The organism is Aquitalea sp. S1-19, from assembly GCF_024343515.1.
In genome coordinates this window covers 1-12,923 of record NZ_RJTZ01000093.1, presented here as the reverse complement: position 1 = coordinate 12,923, position 12,923 = coordinate 1, and the positions used below count along the sequence as shown (strand labels likewise).

At 62.2% G+C, this 12,923-nt stretch carries 10 protein-coding genes; 3 read left to right on the top strand and 7 right to left on the bottom strand.

The features are described from left to right. Positions 1 to 139 precede the first annotated feature (139 nt). Together EGI20_RS13405 and EGI20_RS13400 are read right to left on the bottom strand one after the other, a co-directional pair. Positions 140 to 1,588 carry an AMP-binding protein gene (locus tag EGI20_RS13405; RefSeq protein ID WP_498632072.1) on the bottom strand — a complete coding sequence of 483 codons (1,449 nt, stop codon included), beginning with the start codon at positions 1,586 to 1,588 and terminating at the stop codon, positions 140 to 142. Next, positions 1,585 to 2,250, bottom strand: coding sequence for a thermostable hemolysin (locus EGI20_RS13400; RefSeq protein ID WP_498632070.1), 666 nt, complete (start codon positions 2,248 to 2,250; stop codon positions 1,585 to 1,587). The genes EGI20_RS13405 and EGI20_RS13400 overlap by 4 nt, the downstream gene beginning before the upstream one ends. Before the next feature lie 285 nt (positions 2,251 to 2,535). On the opposite strand from EGI20_RS13400, the gene EGI20_RS13395 reads away from it, so the two are divergent. Next, positions 2,536 to 2,772, top strand: coding sequence for a hypothetical protein (locus EGI20_RS13395; protein ID WP_498632068.1), 237 nt, complete (start codon positions 2,536 to 2,538; stop codon positions 2,770 to 2,772). Positions 2,773 to 2,899: 127 nt separating this feature from the next. Here the strand turns inward: EGI20_RS13395 and EGI20_RS13390 are convergent, their stop codons facing one another. The 4 genes from EGI20_RS13390 to EGI20_RS13375 form a co-directional block, all read right to left on the bottom strand. Continuing rightward, on the bottom strand, positions 2,900 to 3,331 hold the full coding sequence (locus tag EGI20_RS13390) for a hypothetical protein (protein WP_498632066.1): 432 nt from the start codon (positions 3,329 to 3,331) through the stop codon (positions 2,900 to 2,902). Between the two features lie 369 nt (positions 3,332 to 3,700). Continuing rightward, positions 3,701 to 5,128: a 4Fe-4S binding protein gene (locus EGI20_RS13385; RefSeq protein WP_498632065.1), complete on the bottom strand. Its 1,428-nt coding sequence runs from the start codon at positions 5,126 to 5,128 to the stop codon at positions 3,701 to 3,703. Positions 5,129 to 5,176: 48 nt separating this feature from the next. Next, a complete protein-coding gene (locus tag EGI20_RS13380; protein ID WP_498632064.1) occupies positions 5,177 to 7,132 on the bottom strand; it encodes a TonB-dependent receptor plug domain-containing protein in 1,956 nt (651 codons plus the stop codon). Between the two features lie 79 nt (positions 7,133 to 7,211). Further along, positions 7,212 to 9,182 carry a TonB-dependent copper receptor gene (locus tag EGI20_RS13375; protein WP_498632063.1) on the bottom strand — a complete coding sequence of 657 codons (1,971 nt, stop codon included), beginning with the start codon at positions 9,180 to 9,182 and terminating at the stop codon, positions 7,212 to 7,214. A gap of 171 nt (positions 9,183 to 9,353) precedes the next feature. On the opposite strand from EGI20_RS13375, the gene EGI20_RS13370 reads away from it, so the two are divergent. Then, complete coding sequence (locus EGI20_RS13370) at positions 9,354 to 10,991, top strand: methyl-accepting chemotaxis protein (protein WP_498632061.1); 1,638 nt, start codon at positions 9,354 to 9,356, stop codon at positions 10,989 to 10,991. On the opposite strand, the gene EGI20_RS13365 is transcribed toward EGI20_RS13370, so the two are convergent. Then, positions 10,988 to 11,563 (bottom strand): SCO family protein, encoded by a 576-nt coding sequence (locus EGI20_RS13365; protein ID WP_498632060.1) that lies wholly within the window; start codon positions 11,561 to 11,563, stop codon positions 10,988 to 10,990. The two genes, EGI20_RS13370 and EGI20_RS13365, sit on opposite strands and share 4 nt — an antisense overlap. 97 nt (positions 11,564 to 11,660) lie before the next feature. Here EGI20_RS13365 and EGI20_RS13360 point away from each other — a divergent pair, with 97 nt between their 5' ends. Beyond that, positions 11,661 to 12,905 (top strand): ATP-binding protein, encoded by a 1,245-nt coding sequence (locus EGI20_RS13360; protein WP_498632058.1) that lies wholly within the window; start codon positions 11,661 to 11,663, stop codon positions 12,903 to 12,905. The last annotated feature ends 18 nt before the right edge of the window (positions 12,906 to 12,923 follow it).

Below are 12,923 nucleotides of genomic sequence, written 5' to 3'. Positions count from 1 at the left end.
ACATGATGGAAGGCCTGGGTCAGATAGGCGGCGTAGCTTGCCGCATCCATGGTGCCGGCCATGGCCTGATGGATCAGTTCGCTGGCCAGCAGATAGTCGCGGCCGCTGGCCGTGGCGGCCAATAGTTTCGGATAGAAAGTCATGCTTGGACTCCGGTGCGAGGGAGGGTAAGGGCGGCCAGGGCCGTCGCGTAGTGTTCGGCAATCAGCGCGCGTCTGGGCCGGCCGTTGTCGGTCATCAGCGGGCTGCCGGGCACCAAGGGGGTCTCCAGACGGATAAAGTGCGCCACGCGCGCATAGTCGGGCAGGCTAAGGCTGGCGTGATCCAGAGCCTGCTGCACATGCTGGTCGTCGGCTCCCGGGGCAAACACCAGCGCGACCAGCGCCGGCAGCGCCTCGCCCAGAACCACGCACTGGCGTATCACGCCCTGTGCCAGCAATTCGCTCTCCACCCATTCGGGGGACACGTTGCGACCGAAGGCGGTAATCAGCAGATGCTTGCTGCGCCCGTTGACGTGGACAAAGCCGTCGGCGTCGATCCGGACGCGGTCGCCGCTTTTGACGCGCGTGCTGAAGCTGGCCGGATCGTCCAGGTAAGCGCTGGCGTCCGGCAAGGTGATGACCAGCTCGTCGTTGACGACTTCTACGCTGACATGCGGCAGCACCCGGCCGACGCTGCCTGGCCTGTCCTGTTCCGGGGTATTCAGGCAGACCACGGACCCGCATTCAGACAGCCCGTAGCCTTCGTATACCGGCAGACCCAGCGCGCGGGCATGCTCGACCAAGCGTGGGGCGACGCGGGCGCCACCCACCGCGACAAAGCGCAGGCTGGCCGGCACCTGCCAGCCAGCCTGTGCGGCGGCGACGAGCTCGCCCAGCAGTTGTGGCACCAGAATCAGGCTGGCGGGGGTGTAGGTGTCCAGTGCGCGGCACAGGCGGGCGACGTCAAAGCCCGAGCTGCCGGACAGGCCGACCTGCGCCAGTGGCGGCACATGACAGCATGCGCCTGCGAGCAAGGCACGGTAGACACCGGCGACATTTTCCAGCAGCGTCGACAGCGGCAGCACGGCCAGGTGTGAGCGCAGGCTTGCGCCGCCACTGGCATCCAGGAGTGCGCGGGTAGTGGCCAGCAGCAGCGTCTGGCTCAGGCAGACGCCCTTGGGGGCTCCGGTGGTGCCGGAGGTAAAGGTGATTTTGGCGCTGTCGCTGTGTCTGGTGGCGTCCGGCTGCAGTACGGTCGCGCCCAGTGTGCGGCAGCCGGGAAAGAGTGGGGCCCCAGGCATGGGCTGTAGCAGCAGTTCCGCCTTGCTGCTGGCCAGCACATGCGCCTGTTGCGCCGGTGAAAAAAACAGCGGCAACGGCACCAGCGTGACGCCAGCCTGTAGTGCGGCCAGGTCGGCGATGACCCAGTCGCAGCCGTTGTCGGCGGCCAGCGCGACCACGCGGTAAGCTGCCAGCGCGGAGGCTGCGGCGTCGACCGCCGCCAGTAGTTCGTCGGCCGGATAGCGATGCGTCCCATCGTCGAGAACGATGCGGCTGCCGCTTTGCTGCAGGGCGGTCTGCAGTGTTTGCCACAGTGGCGTGTTCATGGCTTTGCCTCCAGCCGCAGGCGCTCGGCAAAGCTGTGAGCCAGGTGCTGCCAGGCCGTCCAGTGCGGCTGGTTTGCCAGACGTGCAGCCAGCGCCTGGTAGGAAGGTTCGATCAGACCCAGTGTCACCCAGGGCGCCTGGGCGTAGTAGCTGCCCCAGCGCTGTTGCTGTTCTGGCGGCAGGCATGCCGGATCGGCCGGAGCCAGAGCGATCGTCTGCAAGCCCATATGGCCCAGCATCTTCCCCAGGCGGCGCGTCGCGGTAAATACCACCCACGGGCGGCCAGCCGCCTGCATGGTCAGCACCAGCATGCGGATCAGCGCGCCGGCCTGGCGGTCATGTGCGGCGAGGTTGCCGATTTCTGCCAGTTGCGTGCGGGCGACTGGTCTGCCCAGTGTGCAGGCCAGACGCTGCTCGATGCTCTCATCCAGATACTGCTCCAGATACAGCGGTGCATGCTCGGCCAGCCTGACACCGAGTACGGCGCGGATCTGCTGCTGATCCGCCTCGCCCAGCAGCCACGGCAGAAAGTGATCCGGCCGCGCCTGGTAGTGCTGCCAGAAGGTTTGTGCCACGAAGGCGGCCAGTTCATCGTGTTCTGCCTCACCGCTTCGGCTGAGGCGGCAGTGCTGCTGGCATAGGGTATCGGGTTGGGCTGACATCATGTTTCCCTGTGCTGGGTCATGCTATGCAGCTTAGTGGCGTTGCCTTAAGGCTGGCTTAACAGCGGGAAAGTGTCCGCAGTGGCAATTCCTCGCCGCAGCCTGGCTGCGACAATTGGTCGCATGGGCAAGGTGCGCTTGCTGTGTCAAGCTGGCCTTATCCAAAGTTTGCGGCCTCCCTGTGCGGAGGCTTCTTTTTTGCCCGCCGCATTGTGGCCGGCAAACCCGGCTTCTTATGCATATGCTGGTGTGAGTGTCTGCAATGTCATGATAGAGGAGTTGGCTATGCGCAAACTGATTAGCATGATGGTGGGGCTGTACGCCGCACAAGCCTCGCAACTGGCTGGCGCGGCTTCCGATGTGGTCGAGAATACGCAGGTGATCGCCGGCGCCAATGTCGGTGCCTCGGCACCGGCATTCTGGCTCAATCCGGATGGCAGCTGGGACTGGTTTGGTGCACCGATGTTGGGACTGGCTGCGTTGCTGATTCTGCTATGGTTGTGGCGGCGGCGGAAACCATAAAAAAACGGTGCCCGCCTTGGCGTGCACCGTTGCTTTTGTAAGCTGCCACTTATGAAAAATTTCTGAATGAAAAGACACGCCCGGCACAGTCATGGCCGGGCGTGACAGTGGTGCCGTTAGCCTAGGCTTACCAGCGGCCCTGCAGCTGTAGCCACAGCGTGCGGCCAGGTTCGTTGATGCGGCCGGTTATCGGGTTGAGTCCGTTGGGCTCGCCCTTGTTGATCGCTTCGGCGTAGGCGCGGTCGAACAGGTTGTCGACGCCGGCTGACAGCAGGATGGCGTCGTTCAGCCGGTAGCCGGCCTTGAGGCCCACCGTCGCGAAGCCGCCGGTTTCGCCCAGGTCAGTGCCGGCGATATTGCCCTGCCCCGGCGCGACCCGGCCCTGGCGGGCGACGCCGCGCACATGGGCGGCGAGCGCGATGCGGTCGTTCTCCCAACCCAGCGTCAGCAGGCCCTCCAGCGGCCGTGTTTTCGCCTGATGTGTGGGGCTGCATCGGCTTTGCTCCCCTCGTGTCGCGGTCGAGTGCGGAGCCTTCCACCGAGCGATCGGCAGATTCATGCGCCTGCCGTAGCCGCTGCGCGTCCGGCTTGATTGCGCTTAGCACCGCCTTGGAGTGCGCCCTATATATCACGCCCATGTCTTCAGTAGAGCTATTCGGCAGTGCGTTCTAGCAGTTTGAAAACGCATTGCAACAACTCGTCGAGGGCGAGCTCGTTTCTTTTGCGCATCGCTATTCCCGCGATGCACGTTGCCGGCAAATTGCATTAGCGCTAATCAAAATGGCAGGCTGAGATCAACATCGCGCATTATGGTGAAGCCGCCGAGTATCAACCCTTGATGATCAAAGGCGGATCGCCGGAGCGCTTGGCCTCGTCGAGTAGGAGTGAGGTGCGGCTGATTTCACCATAAGACTTCCTATGGGTCGTCCTAATGGTGATGCGGCATGGGGAGCAGGATGAATGCAGCAAGCTTGGTGATCATAACCGCGCTATAGAGCCATATGGGTGCGCATGCCAAGCCCCAGATGGCCCAAAGCTGCGCCTTTCCTGCGCTCCAACGGGCCGTTCGCTGCCAGGTCAGACGTAGGCTCCAGAGGATGCCCAGCCAGGGCAGCAGGTTGACGACCTTCAGCCAGGTGTCGCCGCGCTGGGCGAAGGGCTTGGCTTGCCAGGTGTAGCCGAGCAGTGCGCCTGTCTCATTGACCAGCGTCGGGCCGTATTTCATGGCAAAGGTGCCAACCGCGTGGGGGACTAGGCCGAGAATGGCCATGGGTGCCAGTGCGTAGGCCAGATCGAGCGCTAATGTCTGTGGCGGCTGCCCGAGCAGTCGTGCGGCCGATCGGTAACCCAGCGCCGCGATCGGCACAGTTAGCAATAGAGCCAGCAACAGGGCCAGTAGGCCGGAGAGATTCCAGGTGTCGGCGTTCAGCGATAGGCTTTGCTGCAGCCACTGGCCGACCACATTCCAAGGCAGGCTGTCGCGCAGACCGGTGTGCTGCAAACCGTGTAAGAACTGAATGCCGACCCCGGCAATGGCCAGAATCAGGATAATTACCCAGTAATCATGCGGATCGGCACGTTGGATTGGCTGGTTCAGGTTTTGGCCCGGGCGCATCCAGTGCAACTCTGCGCTGTCGCAGGCCTGTACGCAATCGAGGCAAAGAGTGCAGTTGTCCATGTTGTTGCGTTCCTCGAAGCGGAACGGCGACAGGTGATAATGGCAGGCTTTAGCGCATTCGAACGTGGCACAGCTGCTGCAGTCGCGCTGTTCCGTGCGGATGCTCAGCCCGCCCACCTTGCCATGACTGGCTAATACGCGTCCCAGCGGACAGATGTGTTTGCAGTAGGCCATGTTGGCATAGAACAGGAAGCAGCCGACGGCGAACAGGGTGAACAGCAGGAAGTACCAGGCCGTGGCCTGGGTGGAGGCGCTGAGCAGATCGGGGGCGCTGAATGCTAGAACCCAATAGCCTAGGAAGAGCAGGCTGAAGCTGATCCAGGCACCACGCAGGGCCTTGGGAAAGCGCCGCTTCAAGCTGAAGCGCTGTAGCCACTTGCCTAGGGCACCGTGCGGGCAGATAGCGCAGAATACTGGCCCTAGGCTGGGGGTTGTCACGCAGGTCAGCAAGGGCCAGAAGACGCCCCAGAACAACACGACGGTAAGGCCATCCTTACGGTCTTCACTAAAAAGTCCCAGGCCAATGGCCAGCAGCAACAGCGAGACGCTGACGAACTGAAGACTGGTTATGAATAGAGGGTGGCGCAGAACCGGCCCAAGCAGGGGCAGACCCGTCAGGTTCAGGCCGCGTGCCGCAACCGTTGAATATCGCCCCCGGGTAATGATGTGATCTTTCATTCAGTATTCCTCAACCTGCCGGCCCAGAGGCCGGCAGGCGCGTCAGACTCAGAACTCGACACGGCCGCCGACATAGAAATAGCGAGCATCAGGATCGGTTCTGCCGCCGCCCGTGCCGGCGTTGTTGTTGACGTAGTTGCTCGGGTCGCGCTGATCGAAGAGGTTGTCGATCCCGCCAAACAGTTCGACCTGCTCGGTCAGGTAGTGCCTGATATTCAGGTCGACCAAACTCTGGCGCGTGTTAAACAACTGGCAGTTGGCCCGGCAGTCCGGCTTGCGTGACAGGTAGCCCCCGATGTGGCGGGCACGGGTAGTGATACGCCAATCGCTAGTCAGGGCGTAGCTGCCTTCCAGACGGGCGGTGCGGCTCGCGCGGCCTTCCAGGCGCAGGCCGGTATTGGCATCAACGGCGTCAAGCCAGTCATAACCTGCCTGCAGGGTCAGTGCGTTGGTGGCTTTCCATTGGGCATTTAACTCCAGACCGCGGATACGGGCCTTATCCACGTTTTCATATTCGTAGAAGCCAAGATAGCGACCGCCAACGATGGGGACACTGCGTACCAGACGCGCGTTGATCAGGTCATCCACGTCGCTATGGTGTAGTACGGCATCCAGGTTGAGGTTACCCAAGGTACGACCGAGCGCCAGTTCCCAGGATTGCGACTGTTCTGGCTGCAAGTTTGGGTTGCCGGTAATGATGGTTGTTCCGCCGGCGCGGCTGAAACTGGCGTACTGCTCCAGCAGAGAGGGTGCGCGGAAACCTTTCCCATAACCGAGGCGGGCACGCCAGCCGTCATCGTCCCAGCCTAGGCTTGCCTTGGGGGTAAAGGCATTGCCAAAATCATCGAAGCGGTCGTAGCGTCCGCCAGCGACCAAGGTCCATGCATCATTGATCTGCCACTCGTTCTGCAGCAGCAGAAAGCGGTTGTTTCGAGACGCCGGCTGCGAGTTGATGGTCACATCCAATTTGTCATGGTTATAGCCGCCCCCCAAGGTCAGCTTGTGTTCGCCGAACAGGGGAACACGATAAAACGCGTCGCTTTGGTACTGCTTGTAGAGCGTGTTTTCCTTCAGCGTCTCCGGGAAACTGCGATTGGTCGCTCCGCTGCTGCGGCCATAGCTTGTGCGCAGCTTGAGTTCGCCCGCGCCGATCTGGCGTTGATAGTCGAGGCCATAGAAATTACGCCGTTCATCCTCGTAGTTGCTGTACGCTACGCTATCGAAAGTCGGTTTTCCACCACCGGGGCGACGAACCAGCACTTCGGCATCACGGTCATTGTCTCGATCGAAGATTTCCACCTCCCAGCCCAGCGATTGCACGCCATCAGGTGACCATTTCCCACGATAGGCGGCCGAAAGATTGATCAGTCTACCCGCATCGTCCTGGGTAGAATCATCGTGGCGCAGGGGCTGGCGCTGTTCTTGCTCCAAGGTCAGCAAGTGGCCCAGCGTACTGTTGCCAAAGCTGGCGTTGAGCCCTGTCTGAAGGGTTTCGCGCCCCTCGCGTGCGGCACCTGCAGTCATCTGGGCGCTGAAGCCTGAGTCTTCTCCCGGCTGACGCGTGATGATGTTCACCACTCCACCCAGTGCATCCGAACCATACAGCGAGGACATGGGGCCGCGCACGATCTCGATACGTTCGATATCGAAGGTGCTGATCTGGTTGGGGTTGTTACTGCTGTAGTTGTTGGTACGGCGCTGGCCGTTGATCAGCACCAGACTCTGGTTGCTGTTGAAGCCGCGGATTGAGATGGCGCCGGAGGCGCCGGAGTTGTTAGTTTGCACACCAGTGGCGGACTTGAGTACTTCGGTGACGCTATGAGCCGAGTGCTGGCTCAGCGTTTGACGATCGATCACTTGGACCGAGGCCTGTACGTCTTCAATCGGCTGCGGCGTGCCGGTGGCGGTAACCACAATTTCTTCTAGTTGCACTGGATCTGCGAACGGGGTGGAACTGGTGGCACAGGCGAGTGCAGTGAGTGCCAGAGCGGAGGTACGGGACATGGAAAGGTTTTCGAATGGATGAAATGGCACGCCCGGCAAGGCCATGGCCGGGCGTGAGAGTTGCGCCGTTAGCCCGGGCTTACCAGCGGCCCTGCAGCTGTAGCCACAGCGTGCGGCCAGGTTCGTTGATGCGGCCGGTTATCGGGTTGAGTCCGTTGGGCTCGCCCTTGTTGAGCGCTTCGGCGTAGGCGCGGTCGAACAGGTTGTCGACGCCGGCCGACAGCAGGATCGCGTCGTTCAGCTGGTAGCCGGCCTTCAGGCCTACCGTCGCGAAGCCGCCGCTCTCGCCAAGATCGGTGCCGACGATATTGCCCTGCCCCGGTGCGACCCGGCCCTGGCGGGCGACCCCGCGCACATGGGCGGCCAGCGCCAGCCTGTCATTTTCCCAGCCCAGCGTCAGCAGGCCTTCCAGCGGCGGCGTCTGTGCGAGCGCCTTGCCGTCGCTGCGGTTCTCACCCCACGCATAGGCGAGCGTCGCACCCGCGTGCCAGTTGGCCGCGAAGCGCCAGTTGGCGTCCGCCTCGAAGCCGGCGCGGCGGGCGTCGACGTTGCGGGCGCTGCCGGCGATTGAGCCCGGCTTGCCTTCGAGCAGGATGAAGTCGTCGATACGCGACAGGTAGCCGGAGACGGACGCCTGCAGCGTGCCGTTCCTGTACAGCGTGCCGAAGTCGAGTTCGGTGTTGCTTTCCTTGTTCAGCTTGGCGCCATTTGTCTTGGCGCGCTCCCAGAAGTCCGGCGCACGCTGGGCGATTCCCAATCCGATATACGGCGTCCACGCGCCTTGCCTGCTTTCCAGCCGGACAAAGCCAGAGGTCAGGTTGTAGCGCTGCTCGGTGTTGCGCAAGGCCGCGTTACCAAAGCCCGTATCGTAGAGCGCGTCGACGCGGTCGTGGCGCAGGCCGGCGACCAGTTGTTCGCTGGTGCCCAGCGGTAGCTTGCCCTCGGCGAACACGCCGGCACTGTCGAAGCTCTGGTCTGGCGAGCGCGGCTTGCCTGTGTAATCTACCCCACCGCGGAAGGTATGGTCGTCTTGTAGCCAGTCGGCGCCGACGGTCAGTTCGGCCCTGGCGAGCCTGAGATCGGCGGCGACGCGCGCGGTGTCGGTCTCGCGGTCAGGATTGCTCAGCATCTTCATGCCCGGTTGCGGACGCAGGCTGAAGTTGTCCATCACATGGTCGACGTAGCTGTGGCCGTATTCGGCGCGCAGCGCGGCCAGCCACGGCGTGAGGTTCCGCCGCTCGGCCTTGATGCCCCACGCGTCGCGGTCGAATACGGTGCCGTCCATCGAACGGTCGGCGTAGGCGGCTTCGCCGCGGCTGCGGTCGGCGGACAGCTCGATGGTGGTGTCGGCGTCGGGCGTGAAGCCGGCGATCGCGGTCGCGCTGTGGCGTTCGAATGCCGAGTGCACCTTATCCCCGTTGCCATCCTGGTAGTCGCCGCCGTGCGCCTGGGTGCCGATCGCGCGAACATAGCCTAGCTGGCTGCCGACGGTCGCGTCGAGCCACGCGTCATTGCGGTCGAAGCTGCCGCCGGTCGCCGACAGGTTAAGCCGGGTGCCGGCCTCGGCAAACGGCTCGGTCTTGCGCTCGAAATTGACGGCGCCGCTGATCAGCCCCATCCCGTATTTGACCGACTGCGGGCCCTTGATGACCTCGACCAGGTCGTATGCGCTGGGAACGATGTACGCGGTCGGCGGATCCATGCGCCCGCCGCAGCCACCGTACAGGAAGTGGCCGTCGGCCTGCACCGCCAGGCGCGAGCCGCCCAGCCCGCGCAGCAGCGGGTCGGACGAAGCGCCACCCTTGCGGATGCTGCTCATGCCGGGGACCGTCTTCAGAAAGTCGGCCGCGTCGGCGGCGGCGACCGGCCGGCGCGGCGCCTGCGGGTCGGCAGTGACGACGAGCGGGCTGACGGTGCGCGCGCCGGTGACGACGATTTCGTCCAGTACAGTAGCAGGCATGGATTCGGCCCAGGCGGTGTGGACGGCAAGGGCAAGCGGGAGCAGGACAAGGGGAGTGCAGGTTTTCATCATCGCCAGAAGGGGAGTCATGGGTGTGGCGATACTAATGCTGATGTCTTTGATGGGGAATGCGACATGATGTCGCAGTACATTTGCTGTACTGCAGTAATTTATTTAGAGCCTTTAAACTATTGCAATTTGATTAAGTTATACTAAAGGCATAATTTTATCTGTCAATTACTCCGCTGGTGGAGCATTCAAATGAAAAACACCCTGTCCATCGCAAAGCGCCTTTATCTGCAATCGCTGGCCTTGCTGGCCGGCATGATGCTGATTGGTGGTTTTGCCTTGTATGCCTTGCAGCAGACCAATACAGCATTGAATACGGTTTACGAAGATCGTGCCGTTCCCTTGGCTGATTTGGGGCAGATGCGCTTCAATCTGAGTGAAATGCACTTTCAGGGTTTGCAGCTGGTCAGACTTGCGGAGAAAGGCGAGGCGGTAGCTATCGCTGGTGTGCTCGAAAAAATAGGGGCGCTGCTGCCGCAGAACAGCACGCTATGGAAAAAATATACGGCGACCCAGCTGACTGCAGCGGAGCGCATCGGCGTCGAAAAATATGAATCCATCACCAGCAAGCGGCTGCCGGTATTGCAGTCCTTGCTGAATGAAGCGGCCAAGCCGCAGCCGGATCCTGTCCGCCTGCAAGTCTTGGTGGCCGAATATGATGGCTTGGCCAATCAGGGTTTGGCCGAGTTGAGCGGGCTGGTCGAGCTGCAGGTCAAGGTTGCTGCCAGCGAGCATGAAGCTGCAGAAGAGCGTTACCGCAACACTTGGCTTGGCATGCTGGCACTACTGGGGATCTGTTTTGGCGGGGGGATGGTGTATACCCTCTTTAACGTGCGCTCGATCAGCTCGCCTTTGGCCGATGTGGGCAAGGTGGTGGAGGCGGCCGGTGTGCACAACGATTTCAGCCAGCGGGTGACGGTGCGGCGCCATGACGAACTGGGGCAGATGGCGCAATCCTTTAACGGGCTGATGGACAAGCTGGCACAGACTTTTGCTTCGCTGGGCAAGGATGTGCAGGACTTCAGCCAGTCGGCGGCAGCGGTGTCCGATTCGGCGGCGCAAGTGTCGCAGGCTTCCGAGCATTCCAGCCAGGCGGCGGTAGCGATGGCAGCGACGGTCGAGCAGATGATGGTGGCGGTGCAGCATATTTCGGATAGTGCGCAGCAGGCCGGCCAGCAGACGGCGCAGGCGCAGACCCATTCGGTCAAGGGCGAACAGGTGGTGCAGCAAACCGTGGCGCGCATCCAGTCGGTTGCCGACAGTGTCGATGGCAGTGCCAGCGAAATCGGCCAGTTGAACGAGCAGGCGCTGCAGATCTCGTCGGTAGTGCAGGTGATACGCGATATTGCCGACCAGACCAATTTGCTGGCGCTGAATGCCGCTATCGAGGCGGCGCGCGCCGGTGAACAAGGGCGTGGCTTTGCCGTGGTGGCGGACGAGGTGCGCAAGCTGGCCGAGCGTACCAGCCAGTCGACCAGTGAAATCGGTGCCTTGCTGGGCAGTGTGAGTAGCGGTACGCGCCAGGCGGTCGAGACCATGCAGCAGACGGTGGCGCAGGTGGTCAGCAGCGTCGAGATGGCGCAGGGCGCACAGCAGGCTATCGGCGAGGTGCGCAGCAATGCCGACCAGGTGCTGGCGAGCGTGAGTAATATCGGCCTGGCGCTGGGCGAGCAAAGCTCGGCCAACCAGATGATTGCGCAAAAAGTCGAGATGGTGGCACAGGCGGCCGAAGAAAACTGCGCCATCATCCGTCAGGTTGCCGCTTCTGCCGCCGATGTCAGTCGTACCGCAGAGCGCATGCGTGAAACCATGGCGCAGTTCCGGGTCTAGTCAAGCAATAGCCTGATGTCGTGTGCCAGGGTGTCGGCGGGGGTGCCGTAAGGTAGGTACACCCGCAGCTTGCCGCTGCTATCCAGCAGATAGGAGCCGGCACTATGATCGATCAGATAGCCGCCGCCTTCGGTCGGTAATACCTGCGACACCACCTTGAAACGCCCGGCGGCTGTTTTGAGTTCGGCTTCGCTGCCGGATAGGCCGATAAAGCGCGCATCGAAATGCGGCACATAGCCGGCGAGTACCGCCGGCGTGTCGCGTTTGCTATCCACCGAGACAAACAATACCTGCACCTGATCACTGTCCTTGCCCAGCGTTTTCATCGCGGCGGCGTATTCCAGCAAGGTGGTCGGGCAGATATCGGGGCAATGGGTGTAACCGAAAAACAGTGCGACCACTTTGCCCTTGTAATCGGCAAGCGAGACTTGTTTGCCCTGGTGTGTCGTCAGGGTGAAGTCGCCACCGAAGGTTTCGGTGCTGACATCGCTGCCCTTGAAGGGCAGCGCTTCGGGTTTGGGGGTGCAGGCAGCAAGTGCGGCGGCAAACAGCAGTGGGAGCAGGAAAGGCATTTTCATCCGTAAATGGTAAGCCCGGATGCCGTCTCTGCCTTGCGGCAAATTGTCGCAGCCTTCGCCGCCCACAGATGCTGATGGTAAAGTTGTGGTCATGCCTGTGCCCTTATCCCCTGTCTTGTTTACCAATGCCGCCAAACGCATGATCCAGTTGCGCTGGTTGATGCTGCTGGCTGCCGCCTTATTGTTGGGTCTGCTGTTCTGGCAAGGCGTAGTCTTGCCGTGGGGCTTGTGCATACAGGCGCTGGCGATGCTGGCACTCATCAATCTGGCGCTGGCGCATGGGCTTTTTGCTGCGCTGCTTCACACGCATGCCTTGGCCTTGGGCTTGCTGGCCGATGTATTGATCCTGACTGAAATTCTGGCTTTGAGCGGCGGTGCGGCCAATCCGCTGGCTTCGCTCTATCTGCCGCCCATTCTGTTTGCTGCCTTATTGTTGCCCGCGCGTTTTGCCTGGAGCCTGGGTGGCCTGTCTTTGCTGGCTTATGGCGGACTTTTTTTCTGGCATCTGCCATGGCCGGTGGCCGGTGGCGATGCGGCTTACGCTTTTACCCTGCATTTAGCCGGTATGTGGCTGACTTTTGCCCTGTCGGTCATGCTGATTGTCGGCGTGGTGTCGTGCCTGTCGCGCGAGCTGGCCGGGCGCGAGGCAGCGCTTGCGGCCGCGCGCGAGGCGCAATTGCGTAACGAGCAACTGGTGGCACTGGGTGTGCAGGCGGCCAGTGCCGCCCATACCCTGTCTACCCCGCTGGCGACGCTAAGCCTGCTGTCGGACGAGCTGTCGGACGCCTATGCCGATGATCCCGAGCTGGCCGAAGATCTGCTGCTGATGCGTCAGCAACTGGCGCAGTGCCGCGAGGGCTTGTCCCGGCTGCGGCATGATGCCGAGCCGGCCAGCGAATGCCTGCCCTTGTTCGATGCGCTGGCCACGCGCATTGCCGGCTGGCGTGCGCTGCGCCCCGATGTGGTCTTGAGCTGGCAAGGCAGGCATAGCGGCGGACCTGCGCTCGCGCTGGATAACGGCTTCTGGGCCGCCTTGTTTAATTTGCTGAACAATGCGGCGGATGCCGGTGGCGGCAAAGTCGAGCTGGAGGTGGCCTTGGCTGCGGGGAGCTTGCAACTGACCATCATTAACCGGGAAGGCTGCCTGTCCGAGGCGCAGCTGGAGCGTGCCGGCCTCGCCATGCTGCCTTCGGGCAAGACGGGCGGAATGGGGATCGGTGTGCTGTTGTCGCATGTGACCCTGTCGCGTCTGGGTGGCAGCCTGACGCTATGTAATGACCAGGCCGGCGGTGTGCGCGCCACGCTGCGTCTGCCTTTGATGGAGATGGCCGGGTGAGCGATTTTTTGCTGGTGG

Coding starts and splice junctions, on each gene's coding strand:
- EGI20_RS13405 (WP_498632072.1), bottom strand. CDS start 1,588: ATGAACACGCCACTGTGGCAAACACTGCAGACCGCCCTGCAGCAAAGC.
- EGI20_RS13400 (WP_498632070.1), bottom strand. CDS start 2,250: ATGTCAGCCCAACCCGATACCCTATGCCAGCAGCACTGCCGCCTCAGC.
- EGI20_RS13395 (WP_498632068.1), top strand. CDS start 2,536: ATGCGCAAACTGATTAGCATGATGGTGGGGCTGTACGCCGCACAAGCC.
- EGI20_RS13390 (WP_498632066.1), bottom strand. CDS start 3,331: ATGAATCTGCCGATCGCTCGGTGGAAGGCTCCGCACTCGACCGCGACA.
- EGI20_RS13385 (WP_498632065.1), bottom strand. CDS start 5,128: ATGAAAGATCACATCATTACCCGGGGGCGATATTCAACGGTTGCGGCA.
- EGI20_RS13380 (WP_498632064.1), bottom strand. CDS start 7,132: ATGTCCCGTACCTCCGCTCTGGCACTCACTGCACTCGCCTGTGCCACC.
- EGI20_RS13375 (WP_498632063.1), bottom strand. CDS start 9,182: ATGACTCCCCTTCTGGCGATGATGAAAACCTGCACTCCCCTTGTCCTG.
- EGI20_RS13370 (WP_498632061.1), top strand. CDS start 9,354: ATGAAAAACACCCTGTCCATCGCAAAGCGCCTTTATCTGCAATCGCTG.
- EGI20_RS13365 (WP_498632060.1), bottom strand. CDS start 11,563: ATGCCTTTCCTGCTCCCACTGCTGTTTGCCGCCGCACTTGCTGCCTGC.
- EGI20_RS13360 (WP_498632058.1), top strand. CDS start 11,661: ATGCCTGTGCCCTTATCCCCTGTCTTGTTTACCAATGCCGCCAAACGC.